This is a genomic window from Yersinia aldovae 670-83 (assembly GCF_000834395.1).
Classification (GTDB): Bacteria; Pseudomonadota; Gammaproteobacteria; order Enterobacterales; family Enterobacteriaceae; genus Yersinia; species Yersinia aldovae.
The window spans coordinates 2,435,188-2,456,571 of record NZ_CP009781.1 but is presented as its reverse complement, the minus strand read 5'-3'; the positions used below and the strand labels follow the sequence as shown (position 1 = coordinate 2,456,571).

The window sequence follows — 21,384 nt, the reverse complement described above, 5'->3', positions numbered from 1 at the left end:
TCACTTACCCGAATTACTTACTTATGTAAGCTCATCGGGATGTGTTCATTTGCTGCCTTGCTGCAACGCCAATGACTTTGGGTAAACCCCGTGGCCTTGACGCCGCAGCGGTGTTAGCGGCATTCACTCACCCGAATTACTGACTAATGCGGCTCTCATCTTGGGCCGCCTGTTTTGCATCGGTTTCAGCCTGCAACAGAATCGCTTTACCCATCCATTGCGTCACATCCTGAATACCGGCATCGTCCAAATGCCAGATATCTTTCAGTACCATAAACACTTCTGACCCATAAATTAACGAGAAAGCATGGATCACTCGTTGCAGCGCTTCTGGCGACAACTTTCCTTCCAGCGGTTCGACGGCCAGTTTCAACAACCGCTTACGATTGCCTCGCACCAACTTTTCTTCATTATTTGGATTACTACGGTTATCGGCCCATTGTTGTAACGATAAATGCAACGCGGCTCGCAGCACTCCTTCATGTTGCAACATCCGCGGATAAGCAAAAGACAATAATTCAGCAATCCGCTGACGGGCATCCGGCTGAGTGGGTTTCCACGCCAATATCGGGCCAAGGCTTTCATCGACCATCGCGGAAACCAACGCGCTTTGTGTTGCGAAATAGCGATAAGCCGTTGCACGGGAAAGCTGGGCCGCATTTGCCACTTCAGTTATTGATGGAAATGCGCCCTGTTCATACATCGACATGGCCGTGTCAATCAGTAACCGCCGGGTTCTGGCCCTGATAGTGGTTAATGATGGGGAGGCGCGTTCCTTTTTATCTGGATTATTCACAGTCATGGTTTATGAGTCATGTCGTATGTTGATTATATCTATTCTTACTATAACAAACCGTTTGCACAAATCGCCATGAATGCGTGTTATAGCAATATAAGTTATGAGACGGCAGTCTCATTTATAGCTAATACCCTTTGCAGAGATGATACTCTAGTCTCATTATGACTCTATCTTAACCCGTTCGCTTCATCGTCAAAGGGTAATGAACACAAGATAACCCATTAAAACAAACAATTGTTTTAATGGTTGATTAGAAATAAACGGTGAGCTGTTTAAATTTTTGGTGACATTCCGCATTCATAGAAGGATGTTCAGATGCCTCGTCATATTTTTATCGCGACTACCACAGATACCAAAGGTGAAGAGCTGGCTTATGTCAGTAAATTAATTAAAGCCACTGGCCTGACGACGGTCACGGTTGATTTATCAACCAAAGAAGGCAAGCGAGCCAGTCAGTCAGATATCAGCGCTGAAACCGTGGCAGGGCATCACCCTGACGGGCGTCAGGCGGTCTTCTGTGGTGATAGAGGGCGAGCGATAAATGCGATGGCGGTGGCTTTTGAGCATTTTCTTGCCAGCCGTGACGATGTAGCGGCCCTGCTAGGCTTGGGCGGCTCCGGTGGTACGGCGTTAATAACCCCCGCGATGCAAAACTTACCTATCGGTATTCCTAAGCTGATGGTTTCAACGATGGCTTCGGGTGATGTTTCCGGGTACATCGGTGCCAGTGATATCGCCATGATGTATTCGGTCACGGATATTGCCGGACTTAACCGTATTTCTCGCCGTGTACTCAGCAATGCCGCTTATCAGATCGCCGGTGCGGTTTATTTTTCTCAAGAAGAATTTGTCAAAGAAGAGTGCGCCACGGATGACAAACCCGCGCTCGGTTTGACCATGTTTGGTGTTACCACGCCTTGCATCCAGGCGGTCAGTGAACAGCTTTCAAGTGAGTATGACTGCCTGGTGTTTCACGCGACGGGCAGCGGCGGTAAAGCGATGGAAAAGCTGGCTGAAAGCGGGTTATTGGCCGGAGCCATTGACCTGACCACCACTGAAGTCTGCGACCTGCTGTTTGACGGTGTATTAGCCTGCGGGCCAGAGCGGTTCGATGCCATCGCACATACCAACATTCCATATGTTGGCTCCTGTGGTGCGCTGGATATGGTCAATTTCGGCAGTCCGGCAACCATTCCGGCTAAATATGCCGACCGCTTGTTCTATAAACATAACGCGCAGGTCACGCTGATGCGCACCACCGAGCAAGAGAATATTGAAATGGCGCGCTGGATTGGTGAAAAGCTCAATCGCTGCGAAGGTGAAGTGCGTTTCTTAATTCCAGAGGGCGGATTTTCAGCGCTGGATGCGCCGGGCCAACCCTTCTGGGATGAAAAAGCACTAAAAGCCTTTATCCATACACTGCAAGAAACCGTGATTCAAACTGAAACACGCCGCCTGGTGTATTATCCGTTCAATATTAATGACCCACAGTTTGCTCAGGTCGCGGTCGAAAACTTTAAAGAAATAGCAAAAAGCCCATCAAATTACACCCTAAATAATTCAAGTTGCAGGAAGGCGGCAACTGAGTAAATCCCCAGGAGCTTACACGAGTAAGTTACTGGGGTGAGCGAAGGCAGCCAACGCACATGCAGTTTGAAGTATGACGGGTTTAGGGCCATAAACTATCTGGAGAAGTGACATGCCAAAATTTCAACGCCAGGCCATTTTGGCCAAATTTCGGGAAATGATTGCCCGCCGTGAGCCGATTATCGGTGGCGGTGCGGGTACAGGGCTGTCTGCTAAATGTGAAGAAGCAGGCGGTATTGATTTAATCGTTATCTACAACTCTGGCCGTTATCGTATGGCGGGCCGTGGTTCGCTGGCAGGCTTGCTGGCCTACGGCAACGCTAATGAGATTGTGGTTGATATGGCTAAAGAAGTGCTGCCAGTGGTCAAACACACGCCGGTACTGGCTGGGGTTAACGGCACCGATCCGTTTTGCCAGTTTGATCACTTCTTGGATCAACTGAAATCACTAGGCTTTTCTGGCGTGCAAAATTTCCCAACGGTTGGTTTAATCGACGGGAACTTCCGCGCCAACCTGGAAGAAACCGGCATGGGCTATGGTTTGGAAGTGGATATGATCCGCCTGGCTCACGAGAAGGACTTACTCACCACACCTTATGTTTTCAGCGCCGCTGATGCTGTCGCCATGACTCAAGCGGGTGCCGACATCATTGTGCCGCATATGGGGCTGACCACTGGCGGCAATATCGGTGCAGATACCGCGCTGAAGTTGACGGACTGCGTACCGCTGATTAACGAATGGGCTGCTGCTGCAAAAGCAGTGCGCGAAGATGTAATTGTGCTGTGTCACGGCGGGCCAATCTCCTCACCAGAAGATGCTCAATACATCATGGATAATTGCCCGCAATGTGACGGTTTCTATGGCGCAAGTTCTATGGAACGATTGCCGACAGAAATTGCGCTGACGGCCACAACCAAACAATTTAAAAACATAACGCGTTAATATTTCGCCAATACCAAAGGGAAAGCCTGCTGTGTGAGTTTGGCCGATTTTTGGCTAAATGAAGATGCAGGGTAAGCAAAACCGAAGTCGAAACTGGCTTCGGTTTTTTTTGTTTTTTACTGGCACATTAGCCTGAATAGTTCTCACCCATACTTGCAACGGCGTACCACGCCAGAATATTACTGACCTCCGCCTCACCCTCTGCGGGCGACCAACTCGCAAAATCTTCAGCGGCAACAGGCTGGTATGGGCCGTGTTTTACCTCAAAGATGACCGCACCGGCTTCCAGTGATAACACCCCATGCCAGACATTGGCGGGGATCTCTAAAATAGCGGTTTCCTGACCCAATATCGCACGGTGTATCACCTTTCCTGCCTCATCAAACAGCAGCACAATAAAGCTGCCATGCAGGGCGGTGAGCAGTTCCCAAGTGTGGGGGTGGCGGTGAGGGCGAACATAGGTCTGCGGTTCCATTGCAATCGCCAGGCGCTGTATTGTGTCGTCGAGCTGCGGATGAAAATTGAGATTGGCCCGCAGACGAGGTGATTGCTGGGCTTGCTGGCTCAGTTGAACAAGAGATTTTATGGTAATTTGCTTCATTCTGGCTGAATATCCTTAAGAGTGGCTAGCGTTAATTTAGCGTAAATAACACCAGGTTATAAGAGGAGCGGTGGTGGATTCTGCCCACTTTATGACAGCGCCTAACCTGAGAAAGAATCCAGCACATCAAAATAGAGAATCGCGCTCACGAATTAACCCCTTTTAACCGGTTGACAGACTTTTTCTTCTCGGCGTAACATGCGCGCACTATTCTTAATGAGGACATTCGCCTTGGACACACCCAGTAGATACTGGCTCAATAACCTGTTAATAGGGTGCAACCACGAAGGCTATCCTCATATTTGCTGATAGCCTTCGTGGTTGTCAGCAGCCCCGCTAAACTGCTGCTGTGAGTCAGATCTCCTTATGGTCTGAAACATTCGGTATTTATCAATACTCACCTGTTTCTGTGCTTCAATGCGTATCCCCTATCCATCACCGCAAGGGAGTTTTGGCACATGCTGAGCGCATTTAAATTAAGCAACAATCGCTTATCCCGTTTGGAGCTGGATGAATCAGACGACCTGACCTCCTCACTTTGGGTCGATTTAGTCGAGCCAGAAGAAGGGGAGCGAGAACGAGTCCAGAATGAATTAGGGCAAAGTCTGGCAACACGGCCAGAGCTGGACGACATCGAGGCTTCCGCACGGTTCTTTGAAGATGAAGACGGCCTGCATATCCACTCCTTCTTCTATTACGAAGATGCAGATGATCACGCCGGCAACTCGACCGTGGCATTTACCATTCGCGATGGCCGCCTTTATACGCTGCGTGAACGTGAGCTACCGGCATTTCGTTTATACCGTATGCGCGCCCGCAACCAGACACTGGTTGATGGCAACGCTTATGAGTTGCTGTTGGACTTATTCGAAACCAAAATTGAACAGCTGGCAGATGAAATAGAGAATATTTACAGTGATTTAGAAGCGCTGAGTCGTGTCATTATGGAAGGTCAGCAGGGCGATGAATACGATGCTGCGCTGTCCACGTTGGCGGAGCAGGAAGATATCGGCTGGAAAGTGCGGCTGTGTCTGATGGATACCCAGCGAGCGCTGAACTTCCTGGTGCGCAAAGCCCGCTTGCCGAGTGGTCAGTTGGAACAGGCTCGCGAAGTGTTGCGCGATATCGAATCTTTGCTGCCGCACAATGAATCCTTATTCCAGAAAGTTAACTTCCTGATGCAAGCGGCGATGGGTTTTATCAACATCGAGCAGAACCGGATCATCAAGATCTTCTCAGTGGTTTCGGTGGTGTTCCTGCCGCCGACGTTGGTGGCTTCAAGTTATGGGATGAACTTTGAGTTTATGCCGGAATTGCGCTGGTCATTTGGCTATCCGGGGGCGATCAGTTTGATGATTATTGCGGGTTTGGCACCGTATCTCTACTTCAAGCGCAAGAACTGGCTCTAACCTTTATACCCGTCATACTTCAAGCTGCATGTGCGTTGGCTGCTTTTGTGCACCCCAGTCACTTACTTGAGTAAGCTCCTGGGGATGAATGAGCCTCATCCTTGAGGCTCACCCTGCGGGCTAGCATAAATGCTGTTCAAATCGGTTCCCGACCGATTTGTTACTCAATGGCCGCCTTTCTGCAACTCGAATTATTTAGGGTATGGATGAATAAAAAAGCCCGGTAACTCAATGTTATCGGTTTTTTTTTAAGCATTTTAACTGTTAAGCACGTAACTTGCGTTGGGTATAGAGCGCATCCAGTGTGAACAACAATAATGCCGCCCAAATAAAGGCGAAAGTCACCATTTTATCGTTGCCGATAGTCTCGCCGTAGAAGGTTACCGCCAAAATAAACATCAATGTTGGGCCAAGATATTGGAAGAAGCCCAGAGTCGACAGTTTTAAGCGTGTGGCGGCGGCAGTGAAGAACAACAACGGAATCGTGGTAATCACCCCTGCGGCGGCCAGCAGCACGTTTAGCGACCAGGCATTGGCACTCATGTGGCTGGTTGGGCTATCAGCAATAAAGAACAGATAGACCGCAGCAATGGGTAATAGCCACAGGGTTTCGACCAACATACCGGTTTGCGCATCAATCCCCAGTTTCTTGCGAATCAAGCCATATAACGCGAAGGTAATCGCCAGACCTAAACCAATCACCGGCAGCGAACCAAACTGCCACAGTTGGATTAATACCCCACCAAAGGCCAACGAGACTGCCACCCACTGCATACGACGAAAACGTTCCCCGAGAAACAGCATACCGAATAACACATTCACCAGCGGATTAATAAAATAGCCCAGACTGGCTTCGAGCATATGATTGTGGTTGACCGCCCAAATGAACAGCAGCCAGTTGCTGGCAATCAATACGGCGGTTACCGCCAGCAATAGCAGGCGCTTACGATTTTGAATGGCACTGCGCACCTGCGGCCAATTGCGGCTGACGGTGAGTAAAATCAGCATAAAGAAAAATGACCAGATAATGCGATGCGTCAGAATTTCATCCGCTGGCACCTGTTGGATGAGTTTGAAATAAGCAGGTGCAATGCCCCATATAAAATAGGCAGCCAGAGCAAAGAAAATGCCCTGACGGGTTCGTTGTTTATCCATAAGATGGTGTTGCTCGAAACCAGAAAGGTGATGCGGTGAGTGTACTTAAGTTTGCGCTACGAATCATCACCGCTGTTGGTCATATCAGCCAACCAAATAGGTCGCCGTCGCGCTGGCAATGTGCATTTGGCTTTCATTATGCAGCTCAACTCGGGCTACCGACACCTTGTTACCGCTGCGTAAGATACTGCTGCTGGCGATAAAATGCTCGCCACGGCCAGGGCGCAGGTAATCGACACGCAGGTCGATAGTGCCCATTTTAGCCAGCTTCATTTGCAGTTGCTCTTTGATCAGTGGTTCATGACGCACCAGGCTATTCCCTACGCACACCAGCCCGGCAGCCACATCCAGTACTGCGGCGATCACACCGCCATGCAGAATGCGCTGTGCAATATTGCCGACCAGTTTGTCATTATTATCGAAGGTTATTTCAGCGTAATCTTGCTCAAAACGGGTTAATCTCAGCCCTAACTCGCGATTAAACGGCATGTGATACACAAACACGTCGCCGATCATGCGGCGGGCATCCTCCAACGTTAACGTTGTCACTGACATTTTCCCTATTCTCTTTGCCGTTGCATGTATAGCCCGGCAACAAAAGTTAATGAATTGTTTATTTTATGCTTCTATTTTGTTGTTTTCCAGTCGTTAATTCATAAATATAAACAAGTCTAATCCCAGAGATCATTTGTGTGTAGAATGAGCTGTTTCATTACAAATAGAAATAATCCGTAAGATGATGGGGGGAATGATGGGCAAATTTTGGCGGGTTTTGATTGCATTATTACTCGCGCCAACGTTGGCGCAGGCAGAAGACGCGGCAGTTGAGAAGATTCATGATGCGCCTGCGGTGCGTGGCAGTATTATTGCGGCAATGTTGCAGGATCACGATAATCCATTCCTGCTGTATCCGTATGAAACGAACTATTTATTGTATACCTATACCAGTGACATTAACAAAAACGCTATCAGCTCGTATGATTGGGCGCAGAATGCCAAGAAGGATGAAGTTAAATTCCAACTGAGTTTAGGCTTCCCAATCTGGCGCGGTATTGCCGGTGACAACTCTTTATTGGGTGCCTCTTATACCCAGCGTTCATGGTGGCAAGCATCCAACAGCGATGAGTCCTCGCCATTTCGTGAAACTAACTACGAACCCCAAGTCTTCCTGGCATGGGCAACAGACTATGAATTGGCGGGCTGGACATTCCGTGAAGTGGAATTCGGTGTTAACCACCAGTCCAACGGTAAAGCAGACCCCACTTCACGCAGTTGGAACCGTGTATATACCCGTCTGATGGCTCAACGTGGTAATTTAGAAGTCGATCTGAAGCCTTGGTACCGTATGCCTGAAAGTGACAGCAAAGATGACAACCCCGATATCAATAAGTACATGGGTTATTATCGCCTGAAAGTGGGTTATGCGTTGGGCGATAGCGTGTTCAGTATTGATGGTCGTTATAACTGGAATACCGGTTATGGTGGCGCTGAAATGGGCTGGAGCTACCCAATTACCAAGCATGTTCGCTTCTATACTCAGGTGTTCAGTGGCTATGGTGAGTCAATGATTGACTATAACTTTAGGCAAACACGGGTGGGTATGGGTATCATGTTGAACGATGTCCTTTAACGTCATCCGGCGTTAGAAAAGTTTCAGACACAGGCCGGTTCACCGGCCTGTGCAGATCTCATAGTTGGGGAAAAGTGTGTCAACCGCTGCAGTGATAAACAGGGAATTACTGGCCGTTCAGGTATTGCGCGATACTTTCGGCTATCAGCAATTCCGGCCAGGGCAACAGGAAATCATCAACGCCACTCTATCCGGGCAAGACTGTCTGGTGGTGATGCCAACCGGTGGCGGTAAATCCTTGTGTTATCAGATTCCTGCACTGGTGACGGACGGGCTGACGCTGGTGGTTTCTCCCTTAATTTCCTTAATGAAAGATCAGGTTGACCAGCTACTGGCTTATGGCGTTGGGGCCGGGTGTTTAAACTCGTCGCAAACGCGCGAACAGCAGTTGGCCGTGATGGACGGGTGCCGCAGCGGTCAGATTAAGCTGCTGTATATCGCGCCTGAACGGTTGGTGATGGAGAGCTTTCTTGATCAACTGCACCAGTGGCGTCCTGCGCTGTTGGCGGTGGATGAAGCGCACTGTATCTCCCAATGGGGGCATGATTTCCGCCCGGAATATCGCGCTCTCGGTCAGTTAAAACAGCGTTTCCCTGATTTACCGGTGATAGCACTCACCGCCACGGCTGACGAAGCGACGCGCGGTGATATTTTGCGTTTGCTCAATCTGTCACAGCCATTGGTTCAGGTTAGCAGCTTTGACCGCCCCAATATCCGCTACACCTTGGTGGAAAAGTTCAAACCGCTCGATCAACTGTGGCGTTTTGTCCAAGACCAACGTGGTAAAAGTGGCATTATTTACTGTAACAGTCGGGCCAAAGTGGAAGACACCACCGCCCGCTTACAAAGCCGTGGTTTAAGTGTAGCGGCCTACCATGCCGGTCTGGATAACGAACGCCGCGCGCAGGTGCAGGAGGCTTTCCAGCGTGACGACTTACAAGTGGTGGTCGCGACTGTGGCTTTCGGTATGGGCATCAACAAGCCCAACGTGCGTTTTGTGGTGCATTTTGACATTCCGCGCACTATCGAGTCTTACTATCAGGAAACCGGCCGTGCCGGGCGCGATGGTTTGCCCGCTGAAGCTGTGCTGCTGTATGACCCGGCCGATATGGCGTGGTTACGCCGCTGTTTGGAAGAGAAACCGGCAGGTGCGCAACAAGATATCGAGCGGCATAAACTTAATGCGATGGGGGCGTTTGCCGAAGCGCAAACTTGCCGCCGTCTGGTGCTGCTGAACTATTTTGGCGAAGGTAAACAGCAGCCGTGCGGCAACTGCGATATCTGTCTTGATCCACCGAAGCGTTACGATGGTTTGGCTGATGCGCAAAAAGCGTTATCGTGCGTTTATCGCGTCGGGCAACGGTTTGGCTTGGGGCATATCGTCGAGGTGCTGCGTGGGGCGAATAACCAGCGTATTCGCGAAATGGGCCATGACAAACTTTCTGTATACGGCATTGGCCGCGAGCAAACTCATGAGCATTGGGTCAGCGTATTACGCCAACTGATCCACCTCGGATTGCTGAGCCAGAATATCGCGATGTTTTCAGCCTTGCAGTTGACCGAGGCCGCGCGGCCAGTATTACGCGCTGAATTGCCGTTGCAACTGGCGGTGCCACGTATCCAAAATCTGAAAGCACGCAGCAGTGCGAATCAGAAATCGTATGGTGGCAATTACGATCGCAAGTTGTTCGCTAAATTGCGCAAATTGCGCAAATCTATCGCCGACGAAAGCAATATTCCGCCTTACGTGGTGTTTAACGATACCACGTTGCTGGAGATGGCAGAGCAGATGCCAATTACTGCCAGCGAGCTGTTGAGTGTGAATGGGGTTGGGCAACGCAAGCTGGAGCGCTTTGGTGCGTCATTTATGGCGATGATCCGTGACCATGTGGATAACAACGACGACTAACCGGTCACCTTTCCTGTAATGAGAGCCTATTTATGCTAATGCTATTTCTGACTGTCGCGTTGGTTCATCTGGTGGCGTTGATGAGTCCGGGGCCAGATTTCTTTTTTGTCTCGCAAACTGCCGCCAGCCGCTCACGTCGTGAGGCGATGCTGGGAGTGGTAGGGATCTCGCTGGGGATTGTGGTCTGGGCCGGTGTGGCATTAATGGGGCTGAACCTGATTTTGCAGAAAATGGCCTGGTTACATCAGATCATTATGGTCGGTGGCGGGTTATATTTGTGCTGGATGGGGTGGCAGTTGCTGAAATCTGCCCGTGCTAAACGTAATCCAACCGACGGTGATGTTAACGTTGAGCTGCCTGCCCGTGGGAGGACTTTCCTGCGTGGTTTTCTGACGAATTTGTCTAACCCGAAAGCCGTTATCTATTTTGGCAGCGTGTTTTCACTGTTTGTCGGCGATGATGTCAGTGCTGGCGCGCGCTGGGGCTTATTTGTGCTGATTGTCGGCGAAACCTTCGTCTGGTTCAGTATTGTGGCGTGCGTATTTGCGCTACCCGTGATGCGCCGTGGCTATCAGCGGTTATCCCGATGGATTGATGGACTGGCTGGCGTGCTATTCGCCGGGTTTGGTATTCACCTGATATTGTCTCGCTAGCAAATTCCCAACCGATTAGTGGCGTGGCTGGGGGGCATGTCAGCGCGTTTTATACTTTTCTGGCGGTAGCCAGCAGTGTGCCAATTAGCATAAATAACCCGCCAAATATCCGGTTCAGCAATTTCATTTGTTGTGGTGATTTAATCCAGCCAGCAATTCGCGTGGCAAGAGTCGCGTAACCTATCATCACGATGATATCAACAATCACACTGGTGCTACCAAGAATCAGATATTGCGCCACCTGTGGTTGATGTGGCAGCACAAATTGCGGGAATAATGCAGCCAGAAAAACAATACTTTTCGGGTTGGTCAAATTGACGAACACCGCGCGTTTAAACAGCTTACGTCGTGGCATACTGTTAGCTAACGCATGTAAGTCTAACGCTCCCGCCGCGCGCCATTGTTGAATACCCAGCCAGATTAAGTAAGCCGCACCCAGCCATTTTAAAATTTCAAAAGCCAGCAAAGATTGAGAAATCAGTGCGCCCAAGCCGACGCCAACTAATACGATATGGACTGACAAGCCTAACTGTAACCCGCAGATTGACGCGATGACACCCCGTGTACCGTGGCTGATGGTGGTGCTCATGGTGTTAATGGCACCCGAGCCGGGTGAGAGACTGAGGATCAGTGTTGTCAGTAAATAGGTTAACCACCAGTCTAAGCTCATCGGCAAAACTCCCTGAACGCGTAAATTTATGCCACAATACGCTATTGCTAATCGTTGCGCTATGGCCCACATAATGACCGGGTTTACCCAAATTTCAGGTTTCATCGAACATTAAGCAACCTCGGCCAAAGGATGTAATCAATCAGGTTATGCCGTTAGATAATCACATGAATAGCTGGTTAACCCGCGAAGGGCAGTTTGCTGCTTTTGTTAACGGGCCGCTGTTGGATTTCTGGCAGCTAAGGGATGAAAATGAGTTTATCGGTGTTGATGGTATCCCGATCCGCTACGTTCGTTTCCGTGCGCCACAGCATAATCGCGTAGTTGTGGTTGTGCCTGGCCGTATCGAAAGTTACGTTAAATATCCTGAAGTGGCCTATGACCTGTTCCAACAAGGTTATGACGTCATGGTGCTGGATCATCGCGGGCAGGGGCGATCCGGGCGGATGCTGGACGATCATAACCGTGGGCATGTCATCAAGTTTGATGATTATATTGAGGATTTTGCGCAGTTGGTGCAGCGCGAAATCAGCGACAGCCATTATCAACAACGTTTCGCACTGGCGCATTCAATGGGCGGGGCTGTCCTGACACGATATCTGGCCAGAGATCCCGATACATTCAATGCGGTGGCGCTATGCGCGCCGATGTTTGGTATCCATTTACCGATGCCGGGCTGGTTGGCGCATCGTATTGTGGACTGGGCCGAGAGGTCTCAGAAACTGCGGGATTACTATGCCATCGGAACCGGCCATTGGCGGCCAATGCCGTATGTGGTCAATATGCTGACCCACAGCCGCGAACGCTATCGTCGCTACTTACGCCAATATGCGGATTCGCCAGAAATCCGTGTTGGTGGGCCAACCTACCATTGGGTACGCGAAAGCCTGTTAGTGGGTGAGCAAATTATTGCCCAGGCAGACAAAATTACCACACCGGTTCTGTTGCTACAGGCCAGTGAGGATCGGGTGGTACATAACCCGGCCCATAATGCATTTTCTCAGGCAATGGCTCTGGCGGGGCACCCTTGCGAAGGGGGGCAGCCTAAAGTCATTCAAGGCGCACGCCATGAGATCCTGTTCGAGCGGGACCCGCTGCGTGCCGAGGCGCTAAGCGCCATATTGCGCTTTTTTGCGCAACATCAATCATCAGTCGGCCATCCAGACCCCGACACCACCAGAGGTTAGAACATACCGCTATGTATCATGTTGTTGCTTCCGATTTAGATGGCACGCTGCTATCGCCTGATCACCTTTTAACTCCTTATGCCAAAGAGACACTTAAGTTGCTGACGCAGCGTGATGTGCACTTTGTGTTTGCCACTGGACGTCATCATATCGATGTTGCGCAAATCCGCGATAGTCTTGAAATCACTGCTTTTATGATCACCTCCAACGGTGCGCGCGTGCATAACACTGCGGGAGAACTGATTTTTAGCCATAACCTTGATGCGGATATTGCCCGAGATCTCTATAACATCGAACATCACAATCCAGATATTCTGACCAACGTCTATCTGAATGACGAATGGTATATGAACCGTGAAAGCCCGGAGCAGAAAGCGTTTTTCCGTGAATCGGTGTTCAACTATCAGGTGTTTGAGCCAGCACTGCTGCCAACTGACGGGGTGTGCAAGGTCTATTTCACCTGTGAAGATCATGACAAGTTATTGATTTTAGAAGAAGCGATCAATGCACGTTGGGGCGATCGGGTCAATGTCAGCTTCTCTTTCCCAACCTGCCTGGAAGTGATGGGCGGCGGTGTTTCGAAAGGTCATGCGCTTGAGCAAGTTGCTAAGATTATCGGTTATTCACTGAAGGAATGTATCGCGTTTGGCGATGGTATGAATGACCTGGAAATGCTGTCGATGTCCGGCAAAGGCTGCATTATGCGTGATGCGCATCAACGGCTGAAGGATATGTTACCGAATCTGGAAGTGATTGGTTCTAACGCTGATGATGCGGTGCCACACTATTTACGTAAGATGTTTTTAGGCACAGATAACTAACTGATTATTATGCTAAATAAAAATTAGCAGTAAAAATGGCGAACGGTAGATGAGTTCGCCATTTTCTTATTTTCAGTTATTTCAGATAACTCACTTACTGGTGCTGACTCTGTTTTTGCAGGAACTGCACACCTTTATCCGGGAAGTCAGTAAACACTCCGTCAACTCCGGCCTGATTGTAGATAATATCAAACAGTTGATTCACGTTAGTGGCGTATTTCGGTAGCTTATCCGCGCGGATAGTGTACGGATGAACCATCATGTTATTGGCATGTGCATCTTTGACCATATTGGTCAGCTTGATGTTCTCTGGCGTCGAGGTTTCAACGACCAGCATATGGTAATCAGGCCCAATGCCGTCGGCATACTGCGCGACTTGCTTCATTGCACCTGGCTTGAACATCCAGTCATAGCTGTAGTTCACCCATTTACCGTCAGGTTTCTGCTCGTAGGTTTCATTCCAATCGGTATAAGCCACCAGTTGAACCAGCTTCAGGTTCATGCCCATCTTCGGTTCCAGCTCATTTTTAATGCGTTTTAACTCATTGGCATCAAAGCATTGCAGATAAACCTTATCGCTCTTAGTGGTGTAACCGTACTGTTTCAGTACTTCCAACACTTTGGTTGAGATGTCTTTCCCTTCCTGCTTATGGAACCACGGCGCTTTGATTTCCGGGTAAATACCGACATTTTTACCGGTTGAGTGGTTCAGACCTTGAACAAATTCAATCTCTTCCTGGAACGTGTGTACACGGAAGTCAGATTTGCCCATTGGGAAGCGGCCCGGATAGCTCTGCACTTTTTTACCGTCTTTATCAATATCAAAGCCTTCGGTAAACTTCAGTGACTTGATTTCCGGCAGTGTAAAGTCGATAGCGTAATAACGACCATCTTTACGGGCGCGATCAGGGAAGCGATCGGCAACATCGGTGACGCGATCCAAGTAGTGGTCGTGCAGCACCACTAACTCATTGTCTTTGGTCATAACCAAATCTTGCTCAAGATAATCAGCACCTTGCGCGTAAGCCATCGCTTTAGCAGGCAGACTGTGTTCCGGTAAATAACCACTGGCACCGCGGTGCGCGATAACCACTTTATCGGCTGATTTATCTTTAGCTAAGGATTCTGTCGCGTGTGCCATGCCTGCGACTGAGGATGCCAGAATCATACTCGCCAACAGGGTTTTGATGTGGGTTTTCATTGTTTGCATTGATAGTGCTCCATTTATCAATTTCAGGATATGAAAAAGGCTGTGTCGCTATTAATCCATAGATAACGGCACAGCCTGTAAGCTACTTAATACGCTGGGTATATTTATAATGAAATTATAAACCCTGCTTTCTTGCCAGTTCTGCGTGATGCTTCTTCTCACTGAACATGACAACTATCAGTAACAGAACCGCAATAATGCTACCGCCGATCATCACCATAAAGCCGCCGTCCCAACCGAAGTAGTCAACGGTGTAACCGACGATGGCGCTGGCAGCAACCGAACCACCGAGATAACCGAACAGACCGGTGAAGCCTGCCGCAGTACCGGCTGCTTTTTTCGGTGCCAATTCAAGTGCATGTAAACCAATCAGCATGACCGGACCATAGATCAGGAAGCCGATGGTGATCATACAGGCCATATCAATACCTGGGTTACCGACCGGGTTCAGCCAGTAAATAATGGTAGCGATAGTGACCAGTATCATAAAGAACACACCCGTTGCACCACGGTTACCTTTAAACACTTTGTCCGACATCCAACCGCACAGCAGCGTCCCTGGAATACCTGCGTATTCATACAGGAAATAAGCCCATGAGGATTTATCCAATGCGAAGTGTTTGACTTCTTTCAGGTAGGTCGGTGACCAGTCGAGGATGCCGTAACGCAGCAAATAAACAAAAACGTTAGCAATCGCGATATACCACAACAGCTTGTTGGGCAGAATATATTGCATGAAGATTTGTTTCGCGGTCAGTTCTTCTTCCGCTTCTTCACTGTAATCGTCTGGGTAGTCGTTTTTGTACTCTTCAATCGGTGGTAAGCCCACGGATTGCGGGGTATCACGCATCAGGCCGAAGACAATCAATGCCACCAGAATGGCACCAAAAGCAGGCATATAAAGCGCGGCTTTCCAGTCGTTAAACCATGCCATCCCTAACAGGAATAGCAGTGGTGGTAAGCCGCCACCCACGTTATGGGCACAGTTCCAGACTGACACAATACTGCCGCGTTCTTTCTTCGACCACCAGTGCACCATAGTTCGGCCACATGGCGGCCAACCCATTCCCTGGAACCAGCCGCACAGGAATAGCAGCACGAACATTACGGCGATACTGGAGGTTGCCCACGGCACGAAGCCCATAAACAGCATCACGGCCGCCGAGAGAATCAAACCGGCAGAAAGGAAGACCCGTGGGTTTGAACGGTCAGAAACCGAACCCATGATGAACTTTGAGAAACCATAGGCGATAGAAATACCGGATAGAGCGAATCCCAGATCTCCGCGCGAAAACCCTTGTTCGATCAGATACGGCATGGCCAGAGTAAAGTTCTTCCGCACCAGATAGTAGGCAGCGTAACCGAAGAAAATACCCATAAAGATTTGCCAACGTAAGCGGCGGTAGGTTGGATCAACGCGATCTGCGGAAAGCCGTGCCTGATGTGGCGCGGGCTTAAAAATGCTCAACATGAGTGCCTCCGATGGCTTTTTTGTCGTTTTTGAGTCTGATATAGCCTGGTGTCTATCTGTTAATAAAATGTAGCCGTTAGTTAAACGTAGACAGTGGTTAACCCGTTAACCCGCTGTCGTTTATGTTCTATAACGAACGCCATGCTAGATAAAATCTGAGGTTTTATCTGTGAGTGAAGGCGCATTTGTTACAGTTTTATGAAAGCAGCGGCGATTTTGAGCGATTGGTTAACATTTTGAAACCCATAATGACAAATCACTTGTGACTTTGATCACAATCATGGTTTTTAACCACCATATTAGTTTCGTTTTTGGTTCGTTTTTGGTTCGTTTTTGTTCCTTATCAAACAATAACCTTAAATATTGTGGCTCAATAGACTCATAATTAGCCGCCAGCGGCTGTCTGATAATGTGGGGTCTTGCATGACGAACACTTCTCCGTACACAGAAACTGATGTCATCATCATTGGTGGTGGTGCGACCGGTGCCGGGATCGCCCGAGACTGCGCCCGCCGTGGTCTGGCATGTACATTGCTGGAACGGCATGACATTGCCACCGGCGCGACGGGACGTAATCATGGCCTGCTACACAGTGGCGCACGCTATGCCGTGACGGACAGTGAATCAGCCCGTGAATGTATTGAAGAGAATCGCATTCTTAAACGCATTGCCCGCCACTGTATTGAGCAGACCGACGGCCTGTTTATCACGCTGCCGGAAGATTCGTTGGAGTATCAACAGCAATTTATCGCTCAATGTCGTGATGCCGGAATTGAGGCTGAAGCTATTGATCCGAAACTGGCACTGCGTTTGGAACCGGCGGCTAATCCATCATTAATCGCCGCCGTTCGGGTTCCGGATGGCACAGTCGATCCCTTCCGTTTAACCGCCGCTAATATGCTGGATGCCCGCGAACACGGTGCGAATGTCCTGACCTATCATAAAGTCGTTGGTTTACTGCGCAGTGCTGATCGCGTGAGCGGCGTGCGTGTTTTCGACCATAAAAACCAGCGGAAATATGATATTCATGCGCAGATTGTCGTGAATGCTGCCGGGATCTGGGGGCAACACATTGCGGAATATGCCGATCTTCGTATTCGCATGTTCCCCGCTAAAGGTGCGTTGTTGATCCTGGGTCATCGGATCAACAACATGGTGATCAACCGCTGCCGCAAACCGGCCGATGCTGACATTCTGGTGCCAGGCGATACCATTTCATTGATCGGTACGACCTCAACCCATATTGAGTACGATCAGATAGATAACATGGTCGTCACGCCACACGAGGTCGATACCTTAATTCGGGAAGGTTCGAAACTCTCACCACGGCTGGCGCAAACCCGCATTCTACGAGCTTACGCTGGTGTGAGGCCGCTGGTTGCCAGTGACGACGACCCGTCGGGGCGAAATGTGAGCCGTGGCATCGTGTTGCTTGATCATGCCAGTCGCGATGGGCTGGAGGGTTTTATCACCATTACCGGCGGCAAGCTGATGACCTATCGGCTGATGGCGGAATGGGCGACGGACAAAGTGTGTGAGAAATTGGGTATTAGCGCCGCGTGCACTACCGCTCAAGAGCCGCTGCCCGGTTCGCAGCAATCAGCAGAACAAACGTTAAGCAAAGTGATCTCTCTGCCCGCCAGCATTCGTGGCTCGGCGGTTTATCGCCACGGTGACCGCGCAACACAATTGTTGGCCGGTAATCGGCTGGATAACAGTTTAGTGTGTGAGTGTGAAGCGGTAACCGCCGGTGAAGTGCGCTATGCGGTTGAATCGTTATCGGTCAATAACCTGCTCGATTTACGCCGCCGAACCCGCGTGGGCATGGGAACCTGTCAGGGGGAACTGTGCGCCTGCCGTGCCGCCGGTTTACTCAATCGTTTCAACGTGACCACGCCGCAACAATCCCGTGAGCAACTGACGCAATTCCTTAATGAGCGCTGGAAAGGTGTGCGCCCGATAGCCTGGGGCGATGCGCTGCGGGAAAGCGAGTTCACTCACTGGGTTTATCAGGGGCTGTGTGGCTTGGATGATAGCCCGCCTACAGCATCCGCTGAGGAGAAACACGATGAAATTTGATGTCATAATCATCGGCGGTGGTTTAGCCGGGCTAGCCTGTGGTATCAAGCTGGCCGAACAAGGCAAATATTGCGCGATTGTCAGCGCTGGTCAAAATGCGCTGCATTTCTCCTCAGGCTCGCTGGATCTGCTGGCAAAATTACCTGATGGGCGAGCTGTTAGCAAACCGCTCTCGGCACTCAGTGCGTTGGCCGAACTCGCGCCGGAACATCCTTACAGCAAAATGGGGCAAGTGGCGAAACTGGCGTTGGACGCGGAGTCTCTGTTACAGCGCTGCGGCTTGAAATTGGTGGGAAGTGCGGCTCAGAACCACCTGCGCCTTACTCCATTGGGTGGCTGTCGCCCAACATGGTTAAGTCCTGCCGATATTCCGGTTGCACCATTAGACGGCCCTCTGCCGTGGCAAAAATTCGCGGTGATTGGAATTGAAGGTTTCCTCGATTTTCAACCGCAGATGGTCGCCAGTGCCTTGCAGGATCAAGGTGTTGAAGCCACAGCCGATTATCTGCACTTACCGGCACTGGATCGCTTGCGGGATAATCCCAGCGAATTCCGCGCGGTGAATATCGCCCGTTTGCTGGATCTACCGGAAAACCTGCAACCGTTGGCTGATGAATTATCGCGCCTGTCCTCTGCGGCTGACATGATTTTACTGCCGGCCTGCATCGGGTTGGAAGCCACCGCCCCACTGGACGCACTGCGCGCGGCGGTAGGTAAACCTATTCAACTGCTGCCAACACTGCCGCCTTCACTGCTCGGTATGCGCCTACACCAGGCTCTGCGCCACCGTTTCCAGCAATTGGGCGGCATTATCATGCCGGGTGATGCGGTATTACGGGCTGAGTTGGTGGGTGACCGAATTACCGGACTGTATAGCCGCAATCACGGGGATATCCCCTTGCGTGCGGCACATATGGTTCTCGCCAGTGGCAGCTTCTTCAGCAACGGGCTGGTTGCCACTTTTGAGCAGGTTTATGAGCCGATACTGGATCTGGATATCTTATCGCTGCCGAACCGCGCCGACTGGAGCCACAGCAACATGTTTGCACCACAGCCTTATCTGCAATTTGGTGTTAAAACTGACAACCGCTTACGCGCCCTGCGTGGTGGTGTTGCATTGGATAACCTACATGCTATCGGTGCGGTACTGGGAGGATATGATCCGCTGCAACAAGGTTGTGGCGCGGGGGTTTCGCTGACCAGCGCGTTATTTGTCGCAGAACAGATTGTCGGCGCTATGGAGGTCACATTATGACGTGGTTGCCAAAGCACGATGAGAGTAAAACCTTACCTCAGGAGCATCATCTGCCGCGCGATAACAGCTTTGAAAGTTGTATCAAATGTACGGTTTGCACCACCTATTGCCCGGTGGCGAAAGTTAACCCACTCTATCCGGGGCCGAAACAGGCCGGTCCAGACGGCGAGCGGCTGCGCCTAAAAGATCCGGCGCTGTACGATGAGGCACTGAAATATTGTACCAACTGCAAACGCTGCGAAGTGGCGTGTCCGTCTGATGTCAAAATTGGTGACATCATCCAGCGCGCTAAAGCTAGTTACAGCAGTAATAAACCTAAATTACGCGATGCTATCCTCAGCCATACCGACATTATGGGCACACTTTCGACGCCGTTCGCGCCAGTCATCAATGCGGTCACGGGGTTAAAACCGGTGCGCGCCTTGTTGGATAAGGCGCTGAAGATTGATCATCGGCGTGAATTGCCGAAATACTCCTTCGGGACATTTCGCCGTTGGTATCGCAAACAGGCAGAAAAACAGCAGCAATATGCTGAACAGGTCGCATTTTTCCACGGTTGCTTCGTTAACTACAATCACCCGCAGTTGGGTAAAGATTTAGTCAGTGTTTTCAATGCAATGAACATTGGTGTGCAACTGCTGAAACGGGAAAAGTGCTGTGGCGTACCCTTGATTGCGAATGGCTTTATTGAGCAGGCGAAAAAGCAGGCGCGAGTCAATCTGGAATCACTGACCGACGCAGTGATCGGGCGGGATATTCCGGTGGTGGCAACCTCTTCGAGCTGTACCTTCACCTTGCGCGATGAATATCCGCACTTGCTCGATGTTGATACCGCGCCGGTGCGCGATAAAGTGGAACTGGCGACACGTTACCTCTATCGCTTGCTGGATCAGGGTCGTGAGTTACCACTAAAACCGTTATTTTCTTCGCAAAACAAGCCGTTGCGCATTGCTTATCATACGCCTTGTCATATGGAAAAAATGGGTTGGACGGCTTATACCCTGGCCTTGCTACAGCGCATTCCTGGTATCGAGTTGGTGGTTCTGGACTCTCAGTGCTGCGGTATTGCCGGAACTTATGGTTTTAAATCAGAAAACTACGCCACAGCGCAGGGAATAGGTGCATCGTTATTCCAGCAAATTGAGGATAGCGGGGTGGATTTGGTGATTACCGACTGTGAAACCTGCAAATGGCAAATTGAGATGTCGACCAGCAAAAAGTGCGAGCATCCGATTACCTTATTAGCGCAAGCATTGGCTTGATAATATCGACAGAGCACGATTTATCTGTGTTTCCAGACGGCTGTAAAGTCAAATGAAGGGGAGTCGTGCCGTTGGGGTCGTAACGGTGTAAGCCGTCGGAGTGCCTCTGGTGCGGTAAACCGTGCTATCAGCAGTATTGTCATTAACTCTTAGAGCGCGGATAAACCGCGCTCTATTGCAGGGGGGTTACTTCAGCTTCAAGGTACTGATAATAGATTCAGCTTCGGTTTGCGCTTGCTGCTGATTATCGGCAGGTAGCGTAATTTGTATCGTCATCAGATGGTTATCGATGTTGCCCATCAACACTGACGAATAAGCTTTTTGGCCGCCGCTGGTAATAATGCTATCCAGTTGCTGGAACGGTTGCCCGTCAACTTTAATTGCTTTATTGGTTACTACTTGCAGGTTGGCGTCGCGAGCGCGTTGCTGGTCGGCTAAACGGGTTGTCAGCACATCCAGCGCTTCATTGGTATTATCACCTAAAATCACGATAACTGCTTTATCGCCGGTTTTATTGGCGTAAATGTGCATGTTATTGGCTTGATTGCCCATTTTCCCGCTTTGGTCAGACAGATCCGCTGGCAAGCTGAAGGCCACTTTACCTTCCAGCAGGCTGATCGGTTGGCCCACGTTGTTATTGCTATTGCCATCACAGGCGCTTAATCCCGCAACCAGCAGGCCAACAGCAAGAAATTTGGTTATTTTATGCATGGGAATCCCTTATCAATGATTAATATCCCCTT

At 50.1% G+C, this 21,384-nt stretch carries 19 protein-coding genes; 11 read left to right on the top strand and 8 right to left on the bottom strand.

All coding sequences use genetic code 11. The features are described 5' to 3' along the window. Positions 1–136: 136 nt before the first annotated feature. Positions 137–802: a TetR/AcrR family transcriptional regulator gene (locus tag AT01_RS11195; protein ID WP_391592609.1), complete on the bottom strand. Its 666-nt coding sequence runs from the start codon at positions 800–802 to the stop codon at positions 137–139. 312 nt (positions 803–1,114) lie between these two features. Here AT01_RS11195 and AT01_RS11190 point away from each other — a divergent pair, with 312 nt between their 5' ends. Further along, positions 1,115–2,389, top strand: a complete 1,275-nt coding sequence (locus tag AT01_RS11190; protein WP_042547208.1) for a Tm-1-like ATP-binding domain-containing protein — start codon at positions 1,115–1,117, stop codon at positions 2,387–2,389. Between the two features lie 109 nt (positions 2,390–2,498). After that, positions 2,499–3,329, top strand: a complete 831-nt coding sequence (locus AT01_RS11185) for a phosphoenolpyruvate hydrolase family protein (protein WP_042547207.1) — start codon at positions 2,499–2,501, stop codon at positions 3,327–3,329. A gap of 127 nt (positions 3,330–3,456) precedes the next feature. Here AT01_RS11185 and AT01_RS11180 read toward each other — a convergent pair whose 3' ends face one another. Continuing rightward, positions 3,457–3,930, bottom strand: a complete 474-nt coding sequence (locus tag AT01_RS11180; protein WP_042547206.1) for a WbuC family cupin fold metalloprotein — start codon at positions 3,928–3,930, stop codon at positions 3,457–3,459. Positions 3,931–4,388: 458 nt separating this feature from the next. On the opposite strand from AT01_RS11180, the gene corA reads away from it, so the two are divergent. Next, the gene (gene corA / locus AT01_RS11175) at positions 4,389–5,339 is read left to right on the top strand and encodes a magnesium/cobalt transporter CorA (RefSeq protein WP_004704595.1); all 951 of its coding nucleotides are present in this window, start codon (positions 4,389–4,391) and stop codon (positions 5,337–5,339) included. Positions 5,340–5,603: 264 nt separating this feature from the next. Here the strand turns inward: corA and rarD are convergent, their stop codons facing one another. Together rarD and AT01_RS11165 are read right to left on the bottom strand one after the other, a co-directional pair. Next, positions 5,604–6,494: an EamA family transporter RarD gene (gene rarD, locus AT01_RS11170; RefSeq protein WP_004704594.1), complete on the bottom strand. Its 891-nt coding sequence runs from the start codon at positions 6,492–6,494 to the stop codon at positions 5,604–5,606. An 84-nt stretch (positions 6,495–6,578) separates the two neighbouring features. After that, positions 6,579–7,049, bottom strand: coding sequence for a thioesterase family protein (locus AT01_RS11165; protein ID WP_042547205.1), 471 nt, complete (start codon positions 7,047–7,049; stop codon positions 6,579–6,581). A 196-nt stretch (positions 7,050–7,245) separates the two neighbouring features. Between AT01_RS11165 and pldA the strand changes: the two genes are divergently transcribed. From pldA to rhtC, 3 genes are all read left to right on the top strand, one after another. Next, positions 7,246–8,124: a phospholipase A gene (pldA, locus tag AT01_RS11160; RefSeq protein WP_042547204.1), complete on the top strand. Its 879-nt coding sequence runs from the start codon at positions 7,246–7,248 to the stop codon at positions 8,122–8,124. 76 nt (positions 8,125–8,200) lie between these two features. After that, positions 8,201–10,033, top strand: a complete 1,833-nt coding sequence (recQ, locus tag AT01_RS11155; protein ID WP_042547203.1) for an ATP-dependent DNA helicase RecQ — start codon at positions 8,201–8,203, stop codon at positions 10,031–10,033. 32 nt (positions 10,034–10,065) lie between these two features. Then, a complete protein-coding gene (gene rhtC, locus AT01_RS11150; RefSeq protein WP_042547202.1) occupies positions 10,066–10,686 on the top strand; it encodes a threonine export protein RhtC in 621 nt (206 codons plus the stop codon). A gap of 49 nt (positions 10,687–10,735) precedes the next feature. Here rhtC and rhtB read toward each other — a convergent pair whose 3' ends face one another. Beyond that, entirely contained in the window at positions 10,736–11,356 is a 621-nt protein-coding gene (gene rhtB / locus AT01_RS11145; RefSeq protein ID WP_042547201.1) for a homoserine/homoserine lactone efflux protein, read from the bottom strand. A 149-nt stretch (positions 11,357–11,505) separates the two neighbouring features. Between rhtB and pldB the strand changes: the two genes are divergently transcribed. Continuing rightward, positions 11,506–12,543 carry a lysophospholipase L2 gene (gene pldB / locus AT01_RS11140; protein WP_042547200.1) on the top strand — a complete coding sequence of 346 codons (1,038 nt, stop codon included), beginning with the start codon at positions 11,506–11,508 and terminating at the stop codon, positions 12,541–12,543. Between the two features lie 11 nt (positions 12,544–12,554). Then, positions 12,555–13,364 (top strand): sugar/pyridoxal phosphate phosphatase YigL, encoded by an 810-nt coding sequence (gene yigL / locus AT01_RS11135; protein ID WP_004704587.1) that lies wholly within the window; start codon positions 12,555–12,557, stop codon positions 13,362–13,364. Positions 13,365–13,458: 94 nt separating this feature from the next. Here the strand turns inward: yigL and glpQ are convergent, their stop codons facing one another. Further along, on the bottom strand, positions 13,459–14,565 hold the full coding sequence (gene glpQ, locus AT01_RS11130; RefSeq protein ID WP_042548595.1) for a glycerophosphodiester phosphodiesterase: 1,107 nt from the start codon (positions 14,563–14,565) through the stop codon (positions 13,459–13,461). 124 nt (positions 14,566–14,689) lie between these two features. Continuing rightward, positions 14,690–16,045 carry a glycerol-3-phosphate transporter gene (gene glpT / locus AT01_RS11125; protein ID WP_004704585.1) on the bottom strand — a complete coding sequence of 452 codons (1,356 nt, stop codon included), beginning with the start codon at positions 16,043–16,045 and terminating at the stop codon, positions 14,690–14,692. Positions 16,046–16,468: 423 nt separating this feature from the next. Here glpT and glpA point away from each other — a divergent pair, with 423 nt between their 5' ends. Genes glpA through glpC form a run of 3 tightly spaced genes read left to right on the top strand, consistent with a single transcriptional unit; the run spans position 16,469 to position 20,641 of the window. Further along, positions 16,469–18,124: an anaerobic glycerol-3-phosphate dehydrogenase subunit A gene (gene glpA, locus AT01_RS11120; protein ID WP_042547199.1), complete on the top strand. Its 1,656-nt coding sequence runs from the start codon at positions 16,469–16,471 to the stop codon at positions 18,122–18,124. Then, entirely contained in the window at positions 18,114–19,379 is a 1,266-nt protein-coding gene (gene glpB / locus AT01_RS11115) for a glycerol-3-phosphate dehydrogenase subunit GlpB (protein ID WP_042547198.1), read from the top strand. Before glpA ends, glpB begins: the two co-directional genes overlap by 11 nt. Further along, positions 19,376–20,641, top strand: a complete 1,266-nt coding sequence (gene glpC / locus AT01_RS11110; protein ID WP_042547197.1) for an anaerobic glycerol-3-phosphate dehydrogenase subunit GlpC — start codon at positions 19,376–19,378, stop codon at positions 20,639–20,641. Before glpB ends, glpC begins: the two co-directional genes overlap by 4 nt. A 186-nt stretch (positions 20,642–20,827) precedes the next feature. On the opposite strand, the gene AT01_RS11105 is transcribed toward glpC, so the two are convergent. Continuing rightward, positions 20,828–21,352 (bottom strand): DcrB family lipoprotein, encoded by a 525-nt coding sequence (locus AT01_RS11105; RefSeq protein ID WP_042547196.1) that lies wholly within the window; start codon positions 21,350–21,352, stop codon positions 20,828–20,830. Positions 21,353–21,384 lie beyond the last annotated feature (32 nt).

Excerpts from the sequence above, each read along its gene's own strand:
- AT01_RS11195 (WP_391592609.1), bottom strand. The coding sequence starts at position 802 with ATGACTGTGAATAATCCAGATAAAAAGGAACGCGCCTCCCCATCATTA.
- AT01_RS11190 (WP_042547208.1), top strand. The coding sequence starts at position 1,115 with ATGCCTCGTCATATTTTTATCGCGACTACCACAGATACCAAAGGTGAA.
- AT01_RS11185 (WP_042547207.1), top strand. The coding sequence starts at position 2,499 with ATGCCAAAATTTCAACGCCAGGCCATTTTGGCCAAATTTCGGGAAATG.
- AT01_RS11180 (WP_042547206.1), bottom strand. The coding sequence starts at position 3,930 with ATGAAGCAAATTACCATAAAATCTCTTGTTCAACTGAGCCAGCAAGCC.
- corA (WP_004704595.1), top strand. The coding sequence starts at position 4,389 with ATGCTGAGCGCATTTAAATTAAGCAACAATCGCTTATCCCGTTTGGAG.
- rarD (WP_004704594.1), bottom strand. The coding sequence starts at position 6,494 with ATGGATAAACAACGAACCCGTCAGGGCATTTTCTTTGCTCTGGCTGCC.
- AT01_RS11165 (WP_042547205.1), bottom strand. The coding sequence starts at position 7,049 with ATGTCAGTGACAACGTTAACGTTGGAGGATGCCCGCCGCATGATCGGC.
- pldA (WP_042547204.1), top strand. The coding sequence starts at position 7,246 with ATGGGCAAATTTTGGCGGGTTTTGATTGCATTATTACTCGCGCCAACG.
- rhtC (WP_042547202.1), top strand. The coding sequence starts at position 10,066 with ATGCTAATGCTATTTCTGACTGTCGCGTTGGTTCATCTGGTGGCGTTG.
- rhtB (WP_042547201.1), bottom strand. The coding sequence starts at position 11,356 with ATGAGCTTAGACTGGTGGTTAACCTATTTACTGACAACACTGATCCTC.
- pldB (WP_042547200.1), top strand. The coding sequence starts at position 11,506 with ATGCCGTTAGATAATCACATGAATAGCTGGTTAACCCGCGAAGGGCAG.
- yigL (WP_004704587.1), top strand. The coding sequence starts at position 12,555 with ATGTATCATGTTGTTGCTTCCGATTTAGATGGCACGCTGCTATCGCCT.
- glpQ (WP_042548595.1), bottom strand. The coding sequence starts at position 14,565 with ATGAAAACCCACATCAAAACCCTGTTGGCGAGTATGATTCTGGCATCC.
- glpT (WP_004704585.1), bottom strand. The coding sequence starts at position 16,045 with ATGTTGAGCATTTTTAAGCCCGCGCCACATCAGGCACGGCTTTCCGCA.
- glpA (WP_042547199.1), top strand. The coding sequence starts at position 16,469 with ATGACGAACACTTCTCCGTACACAGAAACTGATGTCATCATCATTGGT.
- glpB (WP_042547198.1), top strand. The coding sequence starts at position 18,114 with ATGAAATTTGATGTCATAATCATCGGCGGTGGTTTAGCCGGGCTAGCC.
- glpC (WP_042547197.1), top strand. The coding sequence starts at position 19,376 with ATGACGTGGTTGCCAAAGCACGATGAGAGTAAAACCTTACCTCAGGAG.
- AT01_RS11105 (WP_042547196.1), bottom strand. The coding sequence starts at position 21,352 with ATGCATAAAATAACCAAATTTCTTGCTGTTGGCCTGCTGGTTGCGGGA.